Raw genomic sequence first — 24,446 nt, 5'->3', positions numbered from 1 at the left:
GCGCCCTGTTTCTGGGATGGTCGCTACCGCGACCAACGGGAATATGACTTTCAGAGCCGAGCAAAAAATTGCTCGGAAAAGTGCTTGACAAAGCACAACGGATATGCGATACTACAGCACATGAGACAAGCGAACGAAAAAACAACGAACGCTTGTTGAAACGCGAAACAACTGTTTCGCACGGTACCTTGACAACTGAAGAGTGGAAAGCAGAACAGCAACTGGAACTCAGTGAATACACAAACCAGTTCCTGTCAATTCGGTCCCATGGACGTGTCCATGGTGACCACAATAATCTGCGAAGAATAGCCAATGTTATAAATTGGCCATGATCGCAACTTCACATGCAATAAATAGTTGCTCGCTGAGTAACTATGATATAAAAATTGGATGGCGAGTTTGATCCTGGCTCAGGATAAACGCTGGCGGCGTGCCTAACACATGCAAGTCGAACGCCCTTAGCAATAAGGGAGTGGCGGACGGGTGAGGAACACGTGGGTTATCTACCCTTAGGTGAGGAATACCGGCGAGAAATCGCCGACAATACCGCATAGGCTCGGCAACGAGCAAAGCCCGCAAGGGCGCCTGAGGACGAGCCTGCGCTCGATTAGTTGGTTGGTGGGGTAATGGCCTACCAAGACTGCGATCGATAGCTGGTCTGAGAGGACGATCAGCCACACTGGGATTGAGAACGGCCCAGACTCCTACGGGGGGCAGCAGTGAGGAATTTTCGTCAATGGGGGCAACCCTGAACGAGCAACGCCGCGTGCAGGAAGAAGGTTTTCGGATCGTAAACTGCTTTTCTCTGGGACGAGAACGGACGGTACCAGAGGAATCAGCCCCGGCTAACTACGTGCCAGCAGCCGCGGTAATACGTAGGGGGCAAGCGTTGTCCGGATTTATTGGGCGTAAAGCGCACGCAGGCGGTCAGGTAAGTCTGTAGTGACAGTCGTCGGCTCAACCGACGAAGGACTATGGAAACTGTCTGACTTGAGGGCTTCAGAGGGACACGGAATTCCGGGTGGAGTGGTGAAATGCGTAGATATCCGGAGGAACACCGATGGCGAAGGCAGTGTCCTGGGAAGTACCTGACGCTCAGGTGCGAAAGCTAGGGGAGCGAACAGGATTAGATACCCTGGTAGTCCTAGCCGTAAACGATGACCACTAGACGTTGGGGGTATCGACCCCTTCAGTGTCGTAGTTAACACACTAAGTGGTCCGCCTGGGGAGTACGGTCGCAAGATTAAAACTCAAAGGAATTGACGGGGACCCGCACAAGCAGCGGAGCGTGTGGTTTAATTCGATGCAACGCGAAGAACCTTACCAAGGCTTGACATGGATTTGCACCAGCCGTAACGGGCTGTCTCTTCGGAGCGGATCCACAGGTGCTGCATGGCTGTCGTCAGCTCGTGTCGTGAGATGTTGGGTTAAGTCCCGCAACGAGCGCAACCCCTGTCGTTAGTTGAATTTTTCTAGCGAAACTGCCGTTTTAAAACGGAGGAAGGCGGGGATGACGTCAAGTCAGCACGGCCCTTACGCTTTGGGCGACACACACGCTACAATGGTCAGGACAAAGAGTCGCGAACCCGCGAGGGGAGCCAATCTCGTCAAACCTGGCCTCAGTTCAGATTGGAGGCTGCAACCCGCCTCCATGAAGTTGGAGTTGCTAGTAACCGTAGGTCAGCACACTACGGTGAATACGTTCCCGGGTCTTGTACACACCGCCCGTCACACCACGAAAGTTGGCAACACTTGAAGCCGCTGGGCTAACTCGCAAGAGAGGCAAGCGTCGAGGGTGGGGTCAGTGATTGGGGTGAAGTCGTAACAAGGTAGCCGTACCGGAAGGTGCGGCTGGATCACCTCCTTTCTAGGGAGCTTGGATGAAGGTTCTTCACAGAAGAACGTCTATACTTCATCCCACTTCCAGGTCGACCAGGAATCGGTACGTGTTCACGCCAGATGGTTGGACTGGTTTCCACTCTTTAGGGGTTAAGGCCCCTTGCACATGAACAACTCAATAGCATATATCTTCAATTTTGCTGAGCGAATAACAGGTCAGCCAGAGTTGAAGCAGAGGATCGATTTTTTCGAGAACAAGAGAAAAAGTCAAAGCATTCCAGAGACATGATGTAGATCTGAACGAAGAGAACAAGCTACACAGAGTACGAGGTGGATGCCTTGGCGCTGAAGACCGAAGAAGGACGCGGAGACCGGCGAAACGTTCGGGGGGAGCTGCATACAAGCGATGAACCCCGAGATTCCGAATGAGGCAACTCCTCCAGAGTGATGTCTGGAGACCGCCTGCTGAACACATAGGCAGTGACGGGGGCAGTGGGTGAACTGAAACATCTCAGTAACCCGACGAAAAGAAATCAACCGAGATTCCCGTAGTAGTGGCGAGCGAACCGGGACCAGCCCAAACCAACCATCCCTTGGGACGGTTGGGGTTGTAGGACCGATAACAAACAACTTTTGCTTACTTGAACACGTTGGAAAGCGTGACCAGAGCGGGTGAGAGTCCCGTAAAGGACGAGCGAGAGGAGTGGATCGGTATCCTGAGTACCACGAGGCACGTGAAACCTTGTGGGAAGCTGGGGGGACCACCCTCCAAGGCTACACATCTTCAGCGACCGATAGCGAACAAGTACCGTGAGGGAAAGGTGAAAAGCACCCCGAGAGGGGGATGAAAGAGACCCTGAAACCACGTACTCACCAGCAGTCAGAGGCCACTGTTCCAGGAGGAACCAAGGGCTGATGGCGTGCCTTTTGTAGAATGATCCGGCGAGTGCATCGTCGTAGCCTGGTTAACCAACGCTAAAGTTGGGGAGCCCCAGGGCAACCGAGTCTGAAGAGGGCGAACGTTGCGGCGATGCGACCCGAAACCGTGTGAGCTATCCATGAGCAGAGTGAAGCGGATGTGACAGTCCGTCGAGGCTCGAACCCACCAGTGTTGCAAAACTGGGGGATGACTTGTGGATAGGGGAGAAATTCCAATCGAACACGGAGATAGCTGGTTCTCCCCGAAATGTATTGAGGTACAGCTGTATGAAACACTATCCTGGAGGTAGAGCACTGAATGGGCTAGGGGCCTCGTGCAGGTTACCAAACCCAACCAAACTTCGAATGCCAGGACAGCATGCATGCAAGTGAGACGGCGGGGGCTAAGCTTCGTCGTCAAAAGGGAAACAGCCCAGACCATCGGCTAAGGTCTCTAAATCCGCGCTTAGTGTCAAAGGGAGTCAGTACGCCCAAACAGCCAGGATGTTGGCTTAGAAGCAGCCACCATTTAAAGAGTGCGTAATAGCTCACTGGTCGAGTGTAGTGGCACCGACAACGTATCGAGGCTCAAGCGAGGTACCGAAGCCATGGAATCCGTCGCAAGATGGATTGGTAGGGGAGCGTTCTGCGGGCAGAGAAGCCAGACCGTAAGGACTGGTGGAGCGTGCAGAAGTGAGAATGCCGGAATGAGTAGCGTCATGTCTGTGATAACCAGACACACCGAATGCCTGAGGGTTCCTGGGCACCGTCAATCGTCCCAGGGTAAGTCGGGTCCTAAGCCGAGGACGTCATAGTCGTAGGCGATGGCAAGCAGGTCAGAGATTCCTGCACCGGAGTAGCTCGTTATGAGCAATGGGGGGACGCGGTAAGGAAGGTGAGCCCATCGAATGGACAGGATGGGTCTGTGCGGTGAAGTGCGAAGCCGAGGCAAATCCCGGTTTCCTGTGCATGACACGTGCAGCGAGCGGACGTCAGTCCGCGGAAGTCATCGGCCCTAGGCCGCCAAGAAAAGCCTCTCGCCAGAGTATACTCCGCCCGTACCGCAAACCGACACAGGTAGGCAGGGGGAACTCTCCCCAGGTGATCGAGCGACCCTCTGTTAAGGAACTCGGCAAATTGACCCCGTACCTTCGGAAGAAGGGGTGCCCTAGTAGCGATATCCTTCGGGATGGCGTGAGGGGGTTGCAAGAAATTGGCTCAACCGACTGTTTACCAAAAACACAGGTCTCTGCGAACGCGAAAGCGGAAGTATAGGGGCTGACTCCTGCCCAGTGCCGGAAGGTTACGAGGAGCGGTGATCGTAGCTGCGAATCTAAGCCCCGGTGAACGGCGGCCGTAACTATAACGGTCCTAAGGTAGCGAAATTCCTTGTCGGGTAAGTTCCGACCCGCACGAAAGGAGTAACGAGTTGAGCACTGTCTCGACAGAGGACTCGGCGAAATTGAAGTACCCGTGAAGATACGGGTTACCCACGACAGGACAAAAAGACCCCGTGGAGCTTTACTACACCTTGACCTCGAAACGAGGCAGAGCGTGCGTAGCATAGGTGGGAGTTGGAGAACCTATCCTTGTGGGGGTAGGGGAGACAGCAGTGAAATACCACTCTCGTTGTGTTTTGTTTCTCACACGTCACCGTGAGCCGGGACGTGGACAGGATCAGGCGGGTAGTTTGACTGGGGCGGTCGCCTCCCAAAGAGTAACGGAGGCGCCCAAAGGTTCCCTCAGGGTGGATGGACATCACCCGTAAGAGTGCAAAGGCAGAAGGGAGCTTGACTGCAAGACGGACAGGTCGAGCAGGGACGAAAGTCGGGCTTAGTGATCCCACATTCCCGAGTGGAAGGAGTGTGGCTCAACGGATAAAAGCTACCCCGGGGATAACAGGCTTATCTTGCCCAAGAGTTCACATCGACGGCAAGGTTTGGCACCTCGATGTCGGCTCGTCGCATCCTGGGGCTGGAGTAGGTCCCAAGGGTTGGGCTGTTCGCCCATGAAAGCGGCACGCGAGCTGGGTTCAGAACGTCGCGAGACAGTTCGGTCTCTATCCGTCGTGGGCGTAGGAGAATTGAGGGGCGTCATCTCCAGTACGAGAGGACCGAGATGGCTCAACCGCTGGTGTGCCAGTTGGCCTGCCCGGGCCAGAGCTGGATAGCTATGTTGAGAAGGGATAAGCGCTGAAGGCATCTAAGCGCGAAGCCGCACCCAAGACGAGTTCTCCCATCCTATTCGTAGGATCAAGATCCCAGGAAGACGACCTGGTAGATAGACGACACGTGGACGCCTGGTAACAGGTGTAGCGAAGTCGCCCTAATGATCGTACGGCTTGTTTCACCTACTCGTTGAGTATCTTCATCGTGGCATTCTGAGGATGCGAGTCCGCTGCTTCAGCGATGGCTGATCTGGCGCTCGGCAAAATTGAGGATATATGCTATTGCAGGTGTTGAGATCAGAGAGATCTTACTCATCAAGAGTAAGGTCTTTTTTGTTTGTGAATTTGTGTAAAACGCAGCCATCGCGGGAGACAATGGAGAGAGGCCAGATCGTTTATCGCTCTGGGTGAATGAAGCATCCCTTTGTCCCCTGCATTGAGAAGCGGACTACCTTGAAGTTATGAGCAACAAAAAACACCCGTGTGGGCGGGTGAGACGGCGACTTCCTATTTTCCCACGCAGTTGCCCACGCAGTATCATCGGGGATGAAGAGCTTAACTTCCGTGTTCGGGATGGGAACGGGTGTGCCCTCTTCTCTACAGTCACCAGCTCGCCTGCACATACAGGTGTTCTTGACACTTGCTATATTACAATGTCTTTGCGCTTTTGTCAACACCTTTATGGCACCAATTTAGATTGATTTATAAAAAGAGTCATTATCATGAAGGCCTGGCAGAATCTTGCCGGGCCTTCATGTTTCAACCACTTGCTTTTAGAGTGTATCTGATCCTCATGATCATCGCGATTTTCACGCCTGAGTTTGAGCGCCTTTGGCGCTCAAGAAGTCTACTTGTGTGGTGCAAAAAAGTGCGTCCAGCGCACTTTTTTGCACCACACAAGAGAAAAAGCTCGGGCGCGCCAGCGCACGCCCGCACAGGAGCGACACGTTTCCCATGCCAATGGGAGTCTGACACATTGTTATAATCTTAGCTCAGGAGTTCTCCTGAGTAATAGGTAATGTTGGCGTGGGGCTGCATCTCCTCACTACTGGAGCCGCCATGATGCTTACGAAAGGTGTCGCTCTTGATATAAGCATCGTAGGCCGCCCTGTTAGCCCAATGCGAAATAGCCAGCATATGACTTCTATCCTCACTTACCAGGATCTCGAAACTCTGAAAGCCCTCGAATTGGTGTAGGGCAGGTACCGATTTACGAAATGCCTCAATCATCATCTTTTGCTGTTGTTCGACTGGCAGCTCCAGGCGGTTAGTTGCAATGAACATCATCTATCTCCTTCACAAACTTCAGAAAAACTTTACAACCTTCTTAAAAATATTTCATCGCTATTTCAGAATATCGCTTTATAGTTATAAATATCGGCGAAGGAGTGAGTGGTTATAGTTGCCTTGATACGTGGAGATAAAAATTATGCCTTCTTTTGATGAAAATACGTTCGAAGGGCAATCTAATTTGCCTTATCGACCTTATGAACAATACGGCCCATACGTAGATGCGGTCCCTTCTACAGAGCATAGCACATTCTATCAGAATCAACTGCCCCCGGTGCAACCAGCTCCTGCCAGGACTATCCATGCAGAGAAGACCCCTGCGCGTTCCACTAAAATGCCAAAGGCTGAAGCGCTGGCACTGGTCCGGAAATGGAAAAGAGGTCTGGTAGCAGGCTCACTCGTAGCCTTTGGTCTCCTGAGTGGCCTGGTCGCGGCCAATGCTGTCAGTGCCAATGCCAATCAACAAACCCCTGCCAGCAATCCTGATACTAATAACAGTAATAATACTACGACAACACCATCCGACAATGGTGGTTTCTTTAATAATAACAACAACAATAACAATCAAGGCCAGGGAGGATATGGATTTGGAAACGATAACTCAGGACAACAACCCGCCATTTCCGGTTCACATGCTTCTTGAGCCTGATTATGTCTTACCGGCAGGTGTACGACGTTCGCAGTTTCATGCCATGGGCACGCAGATCTCATTCCTCTTACCTGAGGAACAATTTACTCTAGGAGCTGAGATTATCCGTACCCTGTTTGAACATTGGGAGCGCACGCTGAGTCGTTTTTTGCCTGATAGCGAGTTGACACAGCTGAATCAGCTGGCCGGCAAACCAGTTATTGTAAGTAAGCTCCTCTTTTCGGTCTTGAGTAGTGCCCTTGACGCGGCCCGCTCGACCGATGGATTGTATGATCCTACCTTGCTCAACCAGCTTGTACAGCTTGGCTATGACCGTACTTTCGAAGAGATTTCTCAGCAGCCCTCTACGGTAAAAAACACCATTGTACCAGGTGGACGCTGGCGCGAGATCCAGCTGAATCCACCTTTACGCTTAGTAACTATGCCCGCTGGTATCCAGGTGGAGTTTGGGGGGATTGCCAAAGGGATGGCTGTCGATGCCGCTTTGGAGAGCTTGAGGCGCGAAGGGATTGAGACCGCCCTGGTAAACGCAGGTGGCGATCTGGCAGTTTCTGGCATGCCCATCGGATTTCATCAGTGGCCGATTGAGATTCAAGGGAAGACTCGTACCTGGGTGGTTCCGTTCCACCATGGCGCTCTGGCTACTTCTGGCATTGGTCGCCGCCACTGGCGCCAGGGGACGGAATTGCGCCACCATCTGCTGGATCCTCGGACAGGGCTCCCAGCGCAGACGCAGCTCTGGTCGGTTACCGTAGCTGCCGCTCAATGTAAACAGGCAGAGGTGGCCGCCAAGGTGGCCTTTCTATTGGGAATAGATAAAGGTAGTGCATTCCTGAGCCAGCATGGCCTGGCCGCTCTCCTGGTATTGGAGGATGGCTCTGCGCTAACTGTTGGTCCCTGGCCACAGGAATCTATGCAGGAAGCGAATAAGAATGAGGTGCAGCAATGGTAATAAATATATGGGAGACAGTCACCTGGAATGTGGCGCGTGCGGGTGGCTTTACAGCTTTTTTCTTACTAACCCTGGCTGTAGCCCTGGGCCTGGCCCTGTCCTCGCACCTGCAGTCCAACCGCTGGCCACGCCTGATCAATAACGAACTGCATAACTTCGTCACCTTGCTGGCGCTCATTTTTACAGGCGTGCATGTACTGGCCGTCTGGCTGGACCCATTTACTAAATTTGGCTGGAATGAGATGCTGATACCCCTGGCCAGCCACTATCGTCCTGTCTGGATGGCACTTGGCATTGTCGGCCTCTACATTGGCCTGGCTATCGGCCTGAGCACTCTGCTACGCCCCATTATTGGCTATGTCTGGTGGAGACGCCTGCACATCCTGACGTTGTTACTATATGCTGTTGTGGTGGTGCATGGTATCGCCTCAGGAACTGATACACAGACCTGGTGGGGGAGTGGCATATATGCCCTGAGTGTCCTATTGGTTGGAGGGCTATTGGTAACGCGCCTTGTTCTACCCACAGGTACACGCCAGCGCCGCTCACATCCTGTTCTAGCCCTGGCAATGGTCGTACTGATCGCCTTTGGAACCTTCTGGGCTGTACTGGGACCCCTGCAGCCAGGTTGGGCAGCCTCAACGGCTACCCAGAGTAGCACAACCGCAGCAACCTCCCAGACTGTCTTTCCACAATCCTTTACAGGCAATCTACAGGGCCAGATGACCCAGCGCACCTCGCGCTTCAATGGAAATGTCACTATACGCCTTAATATGGCCATCTCCAACGGACCTAGCGGTAACGTACAGGTGCTATTGCAGGGGCAGGCCACCGATAATAATATACTATCCATTACCTCTTCCTCTGTAACCTTATTATCAAACAGCGGTCAGCCGCTCTACACTGGCTCTCTGACCCAATTTGATGCCTCTGACCAATGGAACTTATCGGCCGCCCTCACAAGTACGACCAGCAGTAGTAACCAGCTACAAATACAAATGAAGCTACAAGTAGCTGATAATGGCCAGGTAACTGGCACCATCACCAGCGGAAACAGCACAAATTCTACCAACGGCAGCCTCTAAAAGCTAAAGAGCCAGGAGTCGAAGGAAACACCCTCTCTCAAACATCTGTGTAGTATGGGAGAGAAACACAATCTCTCAAACATCTGTGTAGCATGGGAGAGAAACACAATCTCTCAAACATCTGTGTAGCATGGGAGAGAAACACAATCTCTCAAACATCTGTGTAGCATGGGAAAGAGGCGGCCGCGGCCGCCTCTTTCCCATGCTACACAAAAAATCCACCCCGCGCCGCAGGCGCGAGAATACAGAATAAATGAAGAAGTCAACAAGAAGAAATGGGTGTGATGGAGTATATGTTTCGCTCAGCTAGCGAAACATGTACTCCATCACACCCGGCTACTATATAAAAAGAATAATAACGGTGTTTCTACTTATTATTTGACTTATGCACTCAAACCATGTTTGCTATGTACTTGCGGCATTGGAGTTCCCATTGCAGTAAGCAAGAATTGCTCATAAGCTTCGCGCAACTTAGGATAGCGAAGCAAGAAGAAGCCAGCATATTCCTGCGTCAACGCACGTGGTTGCCGCAAAAGATGCATATTGACCTCTTTTAAGAGCCGATTCCCTTTTTTGCCGTTGCAATGCTTGCAGCAAGCGACCAGGTTCTCCCATGTGCTCTGTCCACCGCGGGAACGTGGGATAATATGGTCGAGCGTCAGATCACGGCTACGTTTTCCACAATACTGGCAGGTTTCATCATCGCGTAACAGGATATTTGTACGTGTTGGTTGAAGCGCTACACGAGGTACACGCACATTTGCCAGTAACTGTACAATAACTGGACGCTCTAGCTCAAGACGACGAAGTTGAATGCTCTCTTCGATCAACTCACGAACATTCTCATCTACAAATGTCACTTTTTGTTTTGACAGCAATACGATGAGACGACGCTCCGGAATGACCGAGAGAGGCTGTAACGAGGAATTCAACACAAGAACAGGCATGAATGGCTTTCCTTCCTCTCTGTCAGAGCCGATGGATAACACACACAGACAGCGAGGAAGAGAACTGAGCAAGGATGGATTCGAGTTGAAAAACCAATCCCGCAGCCTCTAGCGCCGCCTGCGACGACTTGGTGGATAGGGGTGGGAATGCATTGCATGTCCAGGAGAAACAGGCACGGCAGGTATGTCCCTGCCCACCATCGGTTGTGCGCTTTCCGTACTCGCGATGGCATGCAGACCTATCAGATGACAGCCGTTTATACCGACTGTACAGTATATCTGATATCCCTGCATTCTATGATCTCCTTTGTGCCTGAGAAAAAAATTATGACACATACTTCTGTCTATACGCACTAACGATCCTCGTTTGGATTGTGATGCTCCTGACTCCCAGAAGGGAAAGTATGTGTCATCCTGGTCGGGGTGAGAGGACTTGAACCTCCGACCTCAGCGTCCCGAACGCTGCGCGCTAGCCGACTGCGCTACACCCCGGTGACATTCATGCAATAAACCCGCTAAAACTATCCACGAGCTGAGTCTACGCTTGACTGACAACGATGCAGATAATCGCACGTGAGACGTGCTTTTGCTCTGCTCATGGCTATTATAGCACATCCCGCAAGCTTTTTACAAGCTCTCAGACGGTTTTTTCAGAGTAATTTAAAATTCTTCAAAATTCTGAAGTTTTTCAAAAAAATCGCTTTTTCCATTTCCCGCCCTTAGATACAACATAAGGACGGGAAATGCTTGTAATAGCTAGAGTATCTGCTTAACGAGTTTATCCGCCAGTTCTAACGAATAATTTTGTCCACGATCATGGGGATAGATCTGGAACATGTTGGCGATCCACAGATTGGGGAGTGGTGGTTGCAGGGTGGGAATATGTTCCCGATATTCGGTTGTCACGATTGGTTGGGCATATGGTGCTGAGAAGGCCCAGCTCTCCTGGATCCAATCGGCTTGAAAGTCGGGTGCCAGCTTTTGAATGGCGGGCGTGAATTCTTTGATTAGCTCTTCTTTCTCTTTTTTGAAGATAGCATCATCCATGGGCCGGTAGTTGCCCAGATAGACCAGGTGGTGGCCGCCATACTCAGCTGGATCGCGGAAGTTAGTGTGCTCAAAAATACCTGTAAAGGGATAACCTTTATCACACAAATTGATCCAATAACTGTCGGTTAGCTTGCGATCGAGCGCCAGGATCAAGCAGTGGGCCCCATAGGCCTGGCCCCAATCATATTTCTGACGATAGTCTTCAGGCAGGGATGGGATGAGTTTACAACTTAGCCGTGTTGGTAATGTAGAGATCACCCTATCGAAGTCCCAGCTACCCTGGTTCGTTTTGACGGTCCAGCCCTCTCCATTTTGGACTACCTCTTCAACACTGGTGTTGAGCAATAGCTTGCCATCGCCTTGCGTAATGCGCTCAACCAGGCGTTCATAGACCAGTTGAAAGCCACCACGCACATAGCCCAGCTGAGCTGTCCGATCATGGATACGCGCCCAGAACCAGGGAAGCGCGATCTGATCATAGAGCTTGCCAAACTTACCTACAAAGAGCGTCTCAAAAATCATTTGATAGGGCCGCTGTCCCATCCAGCTCCGTAGCCAGGGATCAGCTGTTTTACCTTCCAGCCACGCTGGATTGGCAACCTTCAGGAAGGCCAGGGTCGCTCCCACGCGTAAGCGTTCATAGAGAGAGAGGGGGGTAAACTTGAGCAGCGAGATAGGATCATCTAGCTGATGATTTTGACCACCAACCAGGCTGACGGTACGTGGATGCTGCCACTCCAGGCGATCTCCTAATCCTAATTCTTCAATGACCTGAATCGCTGTCTTATCGGAACGGAAAATATGATGATAAAATTTTTCTAGCCAGGTATCACCAACTTGAAAACCTGAAGCCAGTCCACCGGCCATTCCTTCGCGTTCAAAGACCATTACTGAATGACCGGCCTGTGTCAGCCGATATGCAGCCATTAATCCTAGAGCACCACCACCGAGCACCGCGTATTCCATGCTTCTTAATCCTCGCTACGCTTTTTCTTTTTAATCCACGAAAAATGCTATAAGTGACATGGACTCACATAGTGAGTACAATGATATTCTGTTATCATTCTATCATATACCCTTAATCAGGCGAATATAGATATGACTATTTGAGTAACCAGCTGTGCTCATCTTATGATACCATTCAATTGTATGAGCACAGGCGAAAATCTGATCTGCTGCCATGACTGAAATGTAGCGGCGTAGCTAGCCGCGACCAGGCGGGGTTGACGATTGTTTTTAAATATTATGTGGAGTGTTAGAGCAAATAGAAAAGTTGAGTGGAAGGTATGATGGTTTTGACTGCTGTTGAGGAGGTGCTGGCTTGCCCTGTTTGTGGATTAGCGCTGTCTTTCCAGAATGGGACGTTACGTTGCGAGCAGGCCCATTCATTTGATGTGGCAAAAGAGGGCTATGTTAATTTGTTGCGCAAAAAATTGCCGGGCGATACTAAAGAGATGGTCATCGCGCGCCGGGCTTTTTTTGATAAAGGTTATTATTTGCCCGTGTCTGAACTGTTGAATAGCCTGATGCTGGAGCATCTCCCAACCACTGAGGCCGGTCCGTTGTATCTACTGGATGCGGGCTGTGGGGAAGGTTACTATCTGAGCCGCTTACAGGAGTCGCTGAGGGCCAATCATATACCTCTACAGGGGCTGGGCATCGATATTTCTAAAGATGCGATTCGCATGGCAGCCAGGAAATATCCTGAGGCTTTTTTTATGGTCGCTAATCTGAAAGAGACGCTGCCGCTGGCCGATCAAGGGTTGGCGGGGATGTTGAATATCTTTGCGCCGCGCAATGTGGCTGAATATGCTCGTGTCCTCAAACCAGGCGCTCCGCTACTGATTGTGATTCCTGGCCCTCGCCACCTGGAAGAGTTACGACAGTCTTTACAATTGCTAAATATCGAGGAAAATAAACAGCAACATGTGGTTGAACAATTTGCCGGCTCCTTTGATTTGCTGGCTACCCGTTCTCTAACATATGAATTAGATTTAAGGCAGGAAGAGATTGCGCAGGTAGTAATGATGACCCCCAATTACTGGCATCAGTCGGAGGAGAGTCGGTTACGGATGACCGCGCTGCATGCTCTCACGACGACAGTCGATTTTGTCTACCTCGTCTTACAACATAAATAAGTGGAAGTGTCTATAAACTTATGCTAACACATGAATCACAGATTGATTTTGATTGGTCCTGCTACTGGCATGAGCAGGGACAACCCTGGCGCCGAGAGCCTCTGCTTATGGAGGAGCGGCAGCAATTCTTGCGCACACGACTTGCAATTGTACCGGATATTGCCAGTGGTCGATATCCTTTTCGTGAACTGGCTTTGACGCGGGCGGATGTCGAGTGGTTGCTGTCAATTCATGAGCAGGATCGTGGGCCTGTGGATTGGCAAGATCCAGCGCAACATCATCGTGCGGGACTGGATCTGCGTGGGGCAGTGCTACGTGATGTAGATTTACGGCAGCTACCGCTGTCCCGCTCCTACGCTGGCCTGGCCTGGTCTGACTGGTTGCCTGCCAGCGTTGAGGAACGGGAGATGGCCCGCGCCCATCTAGAAGGAGCGCGGTTGGATGGGGCACAACTGCATGCTGCGGCCCTCAATGGCGCTTATCTAAATGGTGCCAGCCTTGACGAAGCGGTCCTGGAACTGGCTGAGATCGGCGGAGCGAATCTAGAGGGGGCGACCCTTAAACGTGCCTTTTTGGGTGAGGCGAATCTGATTGGCGCTCATATCAATGGTGCCTGCTTGAGTGGAGCGGATCTCACTGGAGCCTACCTGGTAGGTGCTCATTTACGGGGTGCTGATCTAAGCCATGCTACCGTTTCTCATGCTGATTTTAGCTATGTCCACTTTGAGTACGCCGATCTGAGCGCGCTATATGCGGCTGAAACTAATTTTGGCGGAGCCTATTTACAGGGGGCCGACCTATCGGGCGCGGTCTTGACGGGCAGCGACATGGGAGGCGTCCATCTAGAAGGGGCCAGCCTCATTCGCGCTCACCTGGAGTTGGTCACGCTCACTGGTCGCTATCCAGCCCTGTTAGAGGGAGCCGACTTACGCGGAGCCCACCTGGAGGGAGCCAATCTATGCCGCGTGCGTCTAATTGGAGCCGACCTGCGCGGCGCTCATCTGGAAACAGCCAATCTCAGCTCTGCTTACCTGGCGGGCGCCAATCTCTATGGTGCTCATCTAGAAGGAGCCAGCTTTAACCAGACGCACTGTGGGGCCTATGAGATTGATGAAGATGAGCTACCTCGCATACGTACCTGGCTACCAGAGTTCCCAGACCACTGGCCAGAGGCCATCCTCGAAAAAACAGTGCTGGATGCTTTCTAACCTAATCGCGTGACCCAATTTTTAGTAGAACCCGAAAAAACCTTGATTTTTGGAGGAAAGTCAGGTATAATTTATTACATATTCACAAAAGAGACGCCAGATCTGGTGTCTCTTTTTTTTATGCTATCAACGCATCCGCGCATTTTCCTTTTAAGCGTTGTAGCAAGCAGGGAGGTGCAGGCGCCCCGCGATCAAGCGGGTGGGGCGGCGAGCCCCTCCTGCCGGGGTGTGGGGTGTTCCCCACCAAATCCTTCCAACACTCTCGCCTGCGGCGAGAGTGTTGAGCTTTGTTTATACCACTTTTAAAAATGAAGACTGTCATGCGCGAACACGTAGGAAAGATTACAATTTAATATAATTATCTAACGCGATGTGAGCGTTAGATAATAAACTTTCCATTCTCATAGCAAAGCTCACCGTCTGCATAAACTTTACCAGCATGCAGGTCACAGACCATATCCCAGTGCAGGCCGGACTCGTTGCTGGAGCCAGTCTCGGGGTAGCCAGCTCCCAGGGCCATGTGCATGGTGCCACCGATTTTTTCATCAAAAAGGATCTCTTTGGTGAAGCGCTGAATGTTATAGTTGAGTCCGAAGGCCACTTCTCCTAGATAGCGAGAGCCGGCATCCATGTCGAGCATAGCATTGAGGAACTCTTCTCCACGACCCGCGCTACTCTCCACAACTTTGCCATCTTTGAAGACCAGCCGCACATTCTCTACCTCATTGCCATTATAGACAGCTGGATAGGTGAAGCTGACATAACCATTAACGGAGTTTTCAATCGGGCCGGTGAAAACCTCGCCGTCAGGAAAGTTTTTGTCGCCGGCGCAACTGATCCATTTGCGACCAGCTACGTGGTAGGTGAGATCAGTTCCAGGGGCGACAATATGGATTTCATCATGTTTGTCCAGGTAGTCAGCGATATGTTGCTGCTCTTGCTGGACCTTTTTCCAGGCGGCGACCGGATCATCCTGGTCGAGCAGGCCGGCATTGAAGACAAAGTCTTCGTATTCGCTCAGGGACATGCCTGCATCCATGGCATGGGCCTGGGTTGGATAGAGAGTGAGAGACCAGCGTAGCTCGTTGGTGGCGGAGCGCTCCATGAAGCGCTTGGAGATGGCAGCACTGGCCGCACTGCGCAGCGCCAATTTTTGCGGATCGATGTTGCTGAGGGCTTTGGTATTCTCGTCGGCGATGATGGTGAACTGCGCATCAAAATGATTCATCTGAAACTCTGCGACCGGCGAAATATATTTGAGCTGCTCTTCGCTGCTTTCTGCAAAGAAAATCTCTTCCATGCCATCTATTGAAATGGAGGGAGTAACATGGGCACCAGCACGGATGGCCTCACGGTAAATTTCTTTGAGCAATGGAGCAGCAATTGCAGGTCCTTTAAGGATAAATGTGTCGCCTGGCTTGAGGGCCAGCGAGTAATTAACCAGTACTTTTGCCAGTTTTTGTAAGCGTGAATCTGCCATGCTTTTTCCTTTCTGTCCTCAAGTGACATGTATATCAGCAGGGTTGGCACCCATGGCACACACTGATGTGTTTTATGTTATGTTGAGACGTGGGTAGCTAGAACTCAAAAGTAGAGATGATCGGTAGTTGTGAATATAAACGAACCAGGACTATATGGCCATTTTTCTCTACATCTACCACAAACTATATGCTATAGATGAGAAAATGTAAATACTCAGCTACACCATAACTGGCTGCTATTGGTAAAAACTGGGACAGGCCTCCTAGCGAACTTTGCGTTACTAATTCTGTATGATATACTAAACCCGTTGTCCCAGTAATGCTCAATCCTTATTATAGGATCATCTAAATTCTGAGCATCCAGACTGAGTTAATGTGCAGATACCCTGTCATTTGACAAAAGGGCTTGTACTACACTGTGATCTCATTTATTTGTCTGGATGGCAGGCAGGCAGCAAGCTTAGATTCCAGCCATGGATTTTTGGTGCGGAATTGAAGGGAGAGCGAACCGTGACTACACAGCCCACTTCAGATAGGACCGCTGGGAATGAAGGCTCTTCAGGCCAACCTACTGTACATCGAGTTAGCGGTAATTTGCTGGCCACACAGGGATATGTTGTCGGCATCGAAATGAGTGGTAGTGGTGCACGCCAATCTGTGGCCCTGGCAGATCTAAATGGTACTATTCTGCATCGTGTTCGTCGCCCCCAGGATTATGTTCTCGATACCCAATCTGTCCTGCAGTTGCTCGATGAAATGATTGCAGAGGTGGCCCAACCGGATCGTTTGCGCGATGGGCGGATCTTACGCGTTGGCGTGGCAGTTGGTGGATTGGTGGATGCTAAATATGGCATTGTGAAGCGGCTCCATCATGCTCATGGCTGGGATAATTTTCCGCTACAGGACTATTTTGCTGAAAAGTTAGGTGTGCCGTGTATTATTGATAATAATGCAAATGCTGCCGCACTGGGTGAAGTCGTACATGGCGCTGGCCACGGGAGCGAGTGGTTTTCTTTGTTGGTCTCGGCCGTGGTATTGGTGGTGGATTAGCGGTGAATGGGCGTGTCTATCATGGCGCGACAGGTACGGCTGGCGAAATTGGCCATATGATCGTTACGGAAGATGGGCCTCGTTGTTCCTGCGGTGGTATCGGGCATCTGGAGGCAATCGCTTCCGCCTATGCAATTGTACGTACGATGATCGGCCTCTCTGTAGAATATCCTGAGACCGAGGCGGCAATTCGGCGTATAACGGACGGGCGTGCGGAACGCATTACCGTTGAACAGATCTTTAAGTTAGCTGCTGAGGGAGATCAAGTCGCTCAGCGGGTCGTGCATGGTGTGCATACTTATCTGGGTTTAGCTTTAGCCAACATCGTGCAATTAGTGAATCCTAGTATGATTATTCTAGGAGGCCCGGGAGCCAATGCGGGCGAGCTTTTGATCGCGCCTTTATCGGAACGTATTCATGAGCTATGTCTTCCCGAGGCAAGTCAGTCTTTACGTGTCGCCCAGAGCAGCCTCGGATCGGAGGCTCCTCTTGTGGGTGCAGTTACATTAGCGTTACAAGACCTATAATGCTTATGACATTCAGATTTGCCACCTTGTGGTTGGAGCTTGAACACTCACTCATCTGGATGCAAGGAAGTATAAGTGCGTAATCTTGAGAGGCTTACAGTGGAAACAGGCCGGGTCATTCAAAGACGCTACCTGCTACAGCGTTTGGTACAACAGGGGCAAACCTGTGCTGTCTACCAGGGGTTCGACCAGGTATTGCAACGAACTGTCGCGATAAAATCCGCGGCAGTCGAGCACATTCCAGCTTATCGTGCTGCGATTCGTGCTACCGCGCAATTTGCACATCCTAACATTATTGGCATCTACGACCTGATCGTTGAACCTGATGCGTTATATATTGTGCAGGAATATGTGGACGGCGATGATTTTGGCACGTTGCTGCAGTCACAACTCTCCCCGTATCATGTGGTCGATTTAGGTGTGCAGATCTGCCAGGCTCTGATATATGCCGGTACTCCGGTGCGCAAGGTTTGTCATGGAGATCTTACGCCGGCTTCGATTATACGTGATCGTCGTGGCCAGGTGCGGGTGAATAATTTTGCCTTGCCAGGCGATAACTTTTATTTTTCTACCTGGAACGTCATTGGCGGTACTGGGACGGTCTTCGCCGATCCTGAGTTGCCCGCTGGCCAGGCCAGTGAGGGCCGCCATGCCGATGATACACGTGCGGTTGGATTATTACTTTATCAGTTGTTGGCGGGACGTAATCCTGATGCGCGCTCAGTAGAGCCGCCAGCTGATGGTCGCCTGCGTTTTATGCGCAATGCGCCCCCCGAGGTTTGTGAAGTCATTGCGCGGACGATTGTGCGTCAACATCCTCAATATATTTCTACCCCCGAGACTTTACATGCTGAATTGAAAGTGCTGGCCGAGGCATTGGAGCCACCTGCCCCCCTGTCTCTTCGGGTCAACTTGCGCCAGCCTATCAAGCGGTAGAGAATCAGATGGCAGGGGTACCACAGGCACAATTTGCGCCGGTACGCTCTGGTGGCTTGCTGAGCCAGCCTCTCAGCGGTGTGCGTGACCTCCCTCGCTCCGATGTAGATTATGCCCCTCGTTCTGATGCCAACGGTCTTATGATGACTCTGGATCAAAATGAGTCACAAACAACCTTTGATACTTCGATGAGTGCCAAACTGGCTGCTGCTCGCCAGGCCGCATACGATACCGGAGCCCAGCCGAAACGCGTCAACATGCCCATGCTCATCCTTCTAGGCTTGATCCTTTTCGCACTCTTCTTCGGCATCGGCTACTACCTCTCAACCATAATAATCCACTAAATATTTAAAAGCTCAGAATAATAATGAGGTGCCACAAATGCGCTTTGCGCATTTGTGGCACCTCATTATTATTCTGAGCTGGAAACCCTGTCACTCATAAAAAAATCTTATTTTCTACGAAAGTGCGCTTTGCATAATTATCCTGGCTCTTTAAACATATATATATCGAAGCTACGAAAGTGCGCTTTGCATAATTATCCTGGCTCTTTAAACATATATATATCGAAGCTACGAAAGTGCGCTTTGCATAATTATCCTGGCTCTTAAGCATGTATATATCGAAGCTACGAAAGTGCGCTTTGCACAATTATCCTGGCTCTTAAGCATGTATATATCGAAGCTACAAAAGTGCGCTCTGCACAATTATCCTGGCTCTTAAGCATGTATATATCGAAGCTACAAAAGTGCGCTCTGCGCACTTTTGTAGCTTCGATATGAAAAGAACGGTACGTGCGCGTCAGCGCACGTACCGTTCTTATAGAACGTCAGCATAAGGCTCAGCCAATTGCTCATGCATATATGCATGAGCAATATGGCTACTATTCCTCGCCTTAGAAACATTGCCATGGTGGTCAACAATAATTAAACCACCATCTCCCTCAGCATGCTGGCTTAGAAAGTCGATGGCAGCCTGGCCAGCCTGCTGAGCATCCAGACCATGGGCAACATAGGCAGCAGCCCGTTGCGCGATCGTCAGGCGCGTAAAATCTTCTCCATAGCCAGTACACGAGATAGCGGCATACTCATCAGCATAAAACCCGCAGCCCACAAGCGGAGAGTCGCCAACGCGGCCAGGATATTTGTTCATAATACCTCCCGTTGAAGTGGCCGCGGCTAGTTTGCCTGTACTGTCGATGGCTACCGCGCCTACCGTCCCATGCTTTTGCGGTTTTTCCTGATAGGTATCGGTTTTAGCCTCATAAGTCAATGAGCTGTGTGTATGATTTTTCCAGGCGTTATACTGGAAGTCTGTGAGCAGATCTTCATAACGGCAAGGAGGTATATCCTGCTCGCGAGCAAAAAACTGGGCACCCGCGCCGATCAGAAAGGTATGTTCGCTCTCTAAGACACGGCGCGCCAGGGTGATGGGATTTTGAATGAATTCTACCCCCGCAACTGAACCCACGTTCAAGGTGTAACCATCCATGATGCCGGCGTCCAATTCGATCTTGCCATCTTTATTTAGACACGCGCCCCGGCCCGCGTTGAATTGTGGATTATCTTCCAGTGCTCTGACCGCCGCTTCAACCGCGTCCAGGGCACTACCTCCAGCTTGCAGTACATCCCAGCCGACTCTGGCTGCCTCTTTACAACCCTCTTTCGCGCCTGCCATCCGCTCAGGACTGATGTTGCCAGCGCCTCCATGAACAATAAGTGCAATTGTCATAAATAATTGATCCCTTTTCAAGCTTATAAGGCCTACATACTGAGCCAATTGTATCACTAATAGCAGGCGACCCGTGAATCGATTTTCGTCCGCAGCTTACGCCTTTTAAATCCAATAGACATTGACAATGTTTCCTTAAGGCTGCTAACCTACAAATGACATATTTGTGATTTTTGAGTTCAGACATGTTAGCATGGATGCAGCATTGCATGATAAAGGGGAAGATTTCATGCCGAAGAGCTTTTTTGTGGAGCAGGCTGAGTCGCTGATGGAGCCATTTTTCGCCGATCTACAGGCAATGGTTAATATTGATTCTGGAACGTATGTGAAGGCGGGCGTTGATCGGCTGGGACTCTGGCTACAGCGGCGTTTCCAGGGGCTTGGCTTTGATACTTATTTCGATGAGCAGCAGGAATACGGTAACCACCTGGTGGCGGTCCAGCGTGGCAATAATCCACAGGGCGCTCGGCTTCTTTTAATTGGCCATATGGATACTGTTTTCCCCGCTGATGAGGCTGTGCGTCGTCCTTTTTCACGTACACAATTGGATGGTATAGCGATTGCTAAAGGACCCGGAGTACTGGATATGAAGTCGGGCGTGCTCATTGGTATCTATGCTGTACAGCTCTTGCTGGCCTCGCACCTGGCTAATTATCAATCGATCACCTTTGTCTGTAATAGTGATGAAGAGGTTGGCTCGCGCTCCAGCCGATCCTTGATTGGGAAACTGGCTCGTGAGTCAGATGCGGTATTGGTGTTGGAACCTGGCCGGATTGTTAATCGTGTTGTCTCTGCTCGTCGGGGAATCGCCAACTATCGGGTTGAGGCACATGGACTCTCTTCGCATGCGGGTGTGGAACCTGAAAAGGGTCGCAATGCTATTTTAGAGCTCTCGCACCAGGTGATAGCCCTGCAGGCTATCAATGGTACGATTCCTGGCGCCACTTTGAATGTAGGTATCATCAAAGGGGGAGAGCGCACCAATATTGTTCCTGATTATGCCTATTGCGATATCGATGTGCGTGTCAGTGATCGAGCGGGCCTGAAGGCCATTGAAGAGGCTATGCGCCAGGTGACTTCCCATACTGTTCTAGATGGCACGAGCATTGTGCTGTCGGGCGGTGTTAGCAATATGCCTTTTGAACGTACAGAGGAGAGCTTGAAGCTGGTACGATTGGCACAGCAGGTAGGGGCGCAACTGGGATTGCAGATTGAGGATGTGTCCAGTGGCGGGGCTTCTGATGCCAATACAACGGCCGGGCTGGGTGTACCGACCATCGATGGTCTGGGAGCCACGGGCGGGCTGGCCCATAATCCTGATGAGTATATTGAGGTTGATCAGTTACCTGTACGTATCGCCCTGGTCAGTGGGCTGTTACAACGTTTGTGTGAATAGTCTTAATGTGGATAGTGAGTGCATATGAAATTTGGTAAACCTGAACTCCATGAACTTCCTGTGCCAGATATCGTTTCGCTGGGCGCGTATGCTGATCAATTGCAGCGCGAGGCTGAGGCGCGTGGTGTGTTGCTTCCTCCACCAATTCGGCTGCAGATTGGTGAGCCGAACTTTCGTACACCTGAGCATATTCGCCAGGCTGCCAGTGAGAGTATCACCAGCGAAGTACAGACCTATGGACCGGCCAGTGGCTGGCCCTGGCTGCGTGAATTGCTGGTCGAGAAAATTGCGCGTGTGAATGGGTATACGGTGCAACCCGACAATATCGCGATCTCTATGGGCGGTACCGGCGGTATTTTATCATCTCTGCTGGCTACCCTGAATCCAGGTGATGAAGTGCTTATCCCTGATCCCTGCTGGCCAATCTATCTGCCCCAATTGCAGATCGCTGGCGCCATTCCGGTGACCTATCCATTGGACCCGGCCAATGAGTGGCTGCCGGTTATTGAACAATTAGAGCAACAGGTCACTCCCCGCACGCGCATGCTCTTGATCAATTCTCCTGGCAATCCGACCGGAGCCGTTTTCCCGCGCCAGGTGATGGCTGAACTGCTTGAATTCGCGCGTCGCCATGATCTTTATCTGCTCTCAGATGAATGTTATGATCAGCTCATTTTTGAGGGTGAACATGTGAGCCCGGCGAGCCTGCTCTCGCGTGAGGAGTTTGAGGCGGGACGTTTTATTGGTATCTATACTTTCTCGAAGACCTATGCGATGACGGGCTGGCGCATCGGCTATGTCGTGGCCGGGACGCGGCTGACAAAGACGATTGTGGATGTGCTTAATGCAAGCCTGACCAATATCAGTACTCCCATCCAGAGGGCCGCAGCGGCCGCGCTCACTGGTCCACAGGATTGTGTGCTAGAGATGCGCGAGAGCTATCGCCGACGCCGTGATCTGGTGGTAAAGCAGCTTAAGGAGTTTGGACGTTATAGTTATACTCCACATGGCGCATTCTATACCCTGATCAATGTCAGTGGACGCCATGGTGAATCCCGACGTGGTCGCCAGTTTGCGCTCGATCTGATTAGCGCCAGCAATGTCACTGTTACACCCGGCCATGGTTTTGGTACTATCTCTGATGAATATGTCCGTATCTCGCTGGCAGCCTCAGAAGAAGAGCTAGCCCTCGGTGTCCAGGCTATCTGCCAGCTTGCTGACCGTTGAGATCCATGCGCTTAAGCTTATAGCATAAAGAGCATTTATGCATCCAGTGCATCCACTTGATGAGTATAAGTAATTGAACATTGCTGCTCTCATGGGTGCAGGGCTTTTTCATGTTCGTCTAGCGATCACGAGCAAACGATACGATGGACGTTCTTTCCTGTGTGGAGTGTGGTGGGGCCGCGGCCGCCCACCACACTCCCAACCCGGCGCCGCAGGCGCCAAAGAGGAACATGAAAAAGCCCTATCATGGGTGGATGAAGCGTTCACAAGAGATGTGCATATATGGATATGAAAGGATGCTCTTTATGCTACAACCAGATGCTATCCTCGAACAGGCACTACAGGGGCCATTGCCTGAGAGCTGGCGCTTATTTTATGGCAAAGGCAGACCATTGAGCCTGGCTATCTTTTCGGCCCTGCTGGTATTTATCTTTGTGGGTCTGCTTCAACTGGCCCTCTTGTTTTTTCTGGGACCATTCAGTATTTTAAGCTGGTTAATTGAGACTCCTTCCCATATTCCTGCTGGTATTCAACCTGCCTTACATGCTACCAACTGGCAGAAATTTGTGCCCTCGCTTTTACATTTAAGCCTGTTTTTCTGGCTACTACCAGTTCTGGTGGCCTTATTGACCTGTATTCTCGCGTTCCGCGCTGGTCGTCGCATACGCGATTCGCTGTTAATCCTGACCCCTGAGGGTGTGGTGCAATGCATGAATTATTCATCTATTAGCAATCGTCGCTTTAAAGTATTGGATTTTGCCGGCGTGCAGAGGTTGGCGCTGCATCTGCGTTCAAACGATGATTCCAGCCACGCAAATGTCTGGCTAGACGTGCAGCGGCCCGATGGCACCACTGATCGCTGGCCGATCGATTCGCGCTATGGCTCTGTCGAACAGATCGTGCAATATATCATTGAGGATCATGCCCTCTTTGCTGCCCGTGGGGAACAACAGGCTATTTGATGCGGTGTAGATGCGCCCTTTTCAGGGCGCTTTATTTATATGCCGCGACTCCAAAGGCCTCTGGATGGCGTACGACGCGTTTAAAGCCAGCTTCTTGTAGACGCTTGAGCGCCCCCCGTGTTACGGTACCAGCCGATTTACTATTGAGGTCCCCGATATAGTGGAAGAGGCGCCCTCCCCGTTTCAGGATACGATAGAGCTGTTGATAAAAGACGCCGGAGTAGAGGTCACCGGCCAGACTAAATACGGGTGGATCGTGGATGATGCGGTCAAAGCTATTCTCTTCAAAGGTGGGTACCAGGTCATAAGAGCTACCCATGAGCTGGGTAATTCTGGGATTGGTAAATAGATCACGTGACCAGGGGTTCCGATGGGCGATAGCCTGGGCGCCCGGGTCTATTTCAATGGTGATCACCTCTGCTGCGGTCCTGGCGGCCTCGATCGCTGTATAGCCCAGCCCTGTCGCGGTGTCCAGGACACGTCCCGTCAGAGGAGCGATGGTGGCCACCTTTTTGAGAGTATCTTGCATCGGATCAATATCGACGATGCGGTGCATGGTGAAACCGGCGATCAGCATGGTGGGCGTACGTTTGGTTGGCATGAGGCTACACATGCGATTGGTGTCCTCTGAGAAAAATCGAATTGGATCTAGCTCACCCCCGGCCTCCAGCACAAAGCAGTTTACATCGGCACGCTTGATCTTCTCTACCTGTTGCCAGCTGAGTTGTTCTCCCTGCGGAAACACCACACCTGTATCTGATAGTTGCACCGTCACTGTACTGATGGCGAGGTCGGGCGATAGCTCTAGTGAGCTTTGTCCCTGCTTCTGCGCTTTAAGTAGTTGCTCGGCCTGTACATAGGAAAGCACAATGGGATCAGCTGGATAAGGCATA

The 24,446-nt window shown here is 51.2% G+C and carries 18 protein-coding genes, 1 tRNA gene and 3 rRNA genes; 14 read left to right on the top strand and 8 right to left on the bottom strand.

Features of this window, described 5'->3' with window-relative positions:
• The first annotated feature begins 387 nt into the window (after positions 1-387).
• A 16S ribosomal RNA gene (locus EL645_RS11995) occupies positions 388-1,867 on the top strand.
• A gap of 279 nt (positions 1,868-2,146) precedes the next feature.
• Positions 2,147-5,106: ribosomal RNA gene (locus EL645_RS11990) — 23S ribosomal RNA — on the top strand.
• 312 nt (positions 5,107-5,418) lie between these two features.
• Here the strand turns inward: EL645_RS11990 and rrf are convergent.
• Positions 5,419-5,535: ribosomal RNA gene (rrf, locus tag EL645_RS11985) — 5S ribosomal RNA — on the bottom strand.
• A gap of 376 nt (positions 5,536-5,911) precedes the next feature.
• Positions 5,912-6,211 carry an antibiotic biosynthesis monooxygenase family protein gene (locus tag EL645_RS11980; protein ID WP_126550280.1) on the bottom strand — a complete coding sequence of 100 codons (300 nt, stop codon included), beginning with the start codon at positions 6,209-6,211 and terminating at the stop codon, positions 5,912-5,914.
• A 142-nt stretch (positions 6,212-6,353) separates the two neighbouring features.
• Between EL645_RS11980 and EL645_RS39250 the strand changes: the two genes are divergently transcribed.
• Genes EL645_RS39250 through EL645_RS11970 form a run of 3 tightly spaced genes read left to right on the top strand, consistent with a single transcriptional unit; the run spans position 6,354 to position 8,900 of the window.
• A complete protein-coding gene (locus EL645_RS39250; RefSeq protein WP_161977320.1) occupies positions 6,354-6,857 on the top strand; it encodes a hypothetical protein in 504 nt (167 codons plus the stop codon).
• Positions 6,802-7,815: an FAD:protein FMN transferase gene (locus EL645_RS11975; RefSeq protein ID WP_161977319.1), complete on the top strand. Its 1,014-nt coding sequence runs from the start codon at positions 6,802-6,804 to the stop codon at positions 7,813-7,815. Before EL645_RS39250 ends, EL645_RS11975 begins: the two co-directional genes overlap by 56 nt.
• The gene (locus tag EL645_RS11970) at positions 7,809-8,900 is read left to right on the top strand and encodes a ferric reductase-like transmembrane domain-containing protein (protein ID WP_161977318.1); all 1,092 of its coding nucleotides are present in this window, start codon (positions 7,809-7,811) and stop codon (positions 8,898-8,900) included. Before EL645_RS11975 ends, EL645_RS11970 begins: the two co-directional genes overlap by 7 nt.
• 383 nt (positions 8,901-9,283) lie before the next feature.
• Here EL645_RS11970 and EL645_RS11965 read toward each other — a convergent pair whose 3' ends face one another.
• The 3 genes from EL645_RS11965 to EL645_RS11955 form a co-directional block, all read right to left on the bottom strand.
• Complete coding sequence (locus tag EL645_RS11965; protein ID WP_126550276.1) at positions 9,284-9,847, bottom strand: HNH endonuclease; 564 nt, start codon at positions 9,845-9,847, stop codon at positions 9,284-9,286.
• Between the two features lie 415 nt (positions 9,848-10,262).
• Positions 10,263-10,339 (bottom strand) — tRNA-Pro (locus tag EL645_RS11960).
• A 264-nt stretch (positions 10,340-10,603) separates the two neighbouring features.
• Positions 10,604-11,863, bottom strand: coding sequence for an NAD(P)/FAD-dependent oxidoreductase (locus tag EL645_RS11955; RefSeq protein WP_126550274.1), 1,260 nt, complete (start codon positions 11,861-11,863; stop codon positions 10,604-10,606).
• 329 nt (positions 11,864-12,192) lie between these two features.
• Between EL645_RS11955 and EL645_RS11950 the strand changes: the two genes are divergently transcribed.
• Positions 12,193-13,035: a putative RNA methyltransferase gene (locus EL645_RS11950; RefSeq protein ID WP_161977317.1), complete on the top strand. Its 843-nt coding sequence runs from the start codon at positions 12,193-12,195 to the stop codon at positions 13,033-13,035.
• A gap of 20 nt (positions 13,036-13,055) precedes the next feature.
• Entirely contained in the window at positions 13,056-14,243 is a 1,188-nt protein-coding gene (locus EL645_RS11945; protein ID WP_126550270.1) for a pentapeptide repeat-containing protein, read from the top strand.
• Positions 14,244-14,622: 379 nt separating this feature from the next.
• Here EL645_RS11945 and EL645_RS11940 read toward each other — a convergent pair whose 3' ends face one another.
• Positions 14,623-15,723: an aminopeptidase gene (locus EL645_RS11940; RefSeq protein WP_126550268.1), complete on the bottom strand. Its 1,101-nt coding sequence runs from the start codon at positions 15,721-15,723 to the stop codon at positions 14,623-14,625.
• A 511-nt stretch (positions 15,724-16,234) separates the two neighbouring features.
• Here EL645_RS11940 and EL645_RS44095 point away from each other — a divergent pair.
• The 4 genes from EL645_RS44095 to EL645_RS11920 all read left to right on the top strand — a co-directional run bounded on the left by EL645_RS44095 (position 16,235) and on the right by EL645_RS11920 (position 18,581).
• Complete coding sequence (locus EL645_RS44095) at positions 16,235-16,774, top strand: ROK family protein (RefSeq protein WP_126550266.1); 540 nt, start codon at positions 16,235-16,237, stop codon at positions 16,772-16,774.
• Complete coding sequence (locus tag EL645_RS44090; RefSeq protein ID WP_126550264.1) at positions 16,729-17,301, top strand: ROK family protein; 573 nt, start codon at positions 16,729-16,731, stop codon at positions 17,299-17,301. The genes EL645_RS44095 and EL645_RS44090 overlap by 46 nt, the downstream gene beginning before the upstream one ends.
• 75 nt (positions 17,302-17,376) lie before the next feature.
• Positions 17,377-18,237, top strand: a complete 861-nt coding sequence (locus EL645_RS11925) for a protein kinase domain-containing protein (protein WP_126550262.1) — start codon at positions 17,377-17,379, stop codon at positions 18,235-18,237.
• Between the two features lie 8 nt (positions 18,238-18,245).
• The gene (locus tag EL645_RS11920) at positions 18,246-18,581 is read left to right on the top strand and encodes a hypothetical protein (protein ID WP_126550260.1); all 336 of its coding nucleotides are present in this window, start codon (positions 18,246-18,248) and stop codon (positions 18,579-18,581) included.
• Positions 18,582-19,056: 475 nt separating this feature from the next.
• Here EL645_RS11920 and EL645_RS11915 read toward each other — a convergent pair whose 3' ends face one another.
• Positions 19,057-19,968: an isoaspartyl peptidase/L-asparaginase family protein gene (locus EL645_RS11915; RefSeq protein WP_126550258.1), complete on the bottom strand. Its 912-nt coding sequence runs from the start codon at positions 19,966-19,968 to the stop codon at positions 19,057-19,059.
• A 229-nt stretch (positions 19,969-20,197) separates the two neighbouring features.
• Here EL645_RS11915 and EL645_RS11910 point away from each other — a divergent pair, with 229 nt between their 5' ends.
• From EL645_RS11910 to EL645_RS11900, 3 genes are all read left to right on the top strand, one after another.
• Positions 20,198-21,364, top strand: a complete 1,167-nt coding sequence (locus EL645_RS11910) for a M20 family metallopeptidase (protein WP_161977316.1) — start codon at positions 20,198-20,200, stop codon at positions 21,362-21,364.
• Between the two features lie 24 nt (positions 21,365-21,388).
• Entirely contained in the window at positions 21,389-22,591 is a 1,203-nt protein-coding gene (locus EL645_RS11905) for a pyridoxal phosphate-dependent aminotransferase (RefSeq protein WP_126550254.1), read from the top strand.
• A 305-nt stretch (positions 22,592-22,896) separates the two neighbouring features.
• A complete protein-coding gene (locus EL645_RS11900) occupies positions 22,897-23,553 on the top strand; it encodes a hypothetical protein (protein WP_126550252.1) in 657 nt (218 codons plus the stop codon).
• A 31-nt stretch (positions 23,554-23,584) separates the two neighbouring features.
• On the opposite strand, the gene EL645_RS11895 is transcribed toward EL645_RS11900, so the two are convergent.
• Positions 23,585-24,445 (bottom strand): class I SAM-dependent methyltransferase, encoded by an 861-nt coding sequence (locus tag EL645_RS11895; RefSeq protein WP_126550250.1) that lies wholly within the window; start codon positions 24,443-24,445, stop codon positions 23,585-23,587.
• Position 24,446 lies beyond the last annotated feature (1 nt).

The organism is Dictyobacter kobayashii (genome assembly GCF_003967555.1).
Classification (GTDB): Bacteria; Chloroflexota; Ktedonobacteria; order Ktedonobacterales; family Ktedonobacteraceae; genus Dictyobacter; species Dictyobacter kobayashii.
This window is presented reverse-complemented; position numbering and strand designations above follow the sequence as displayed.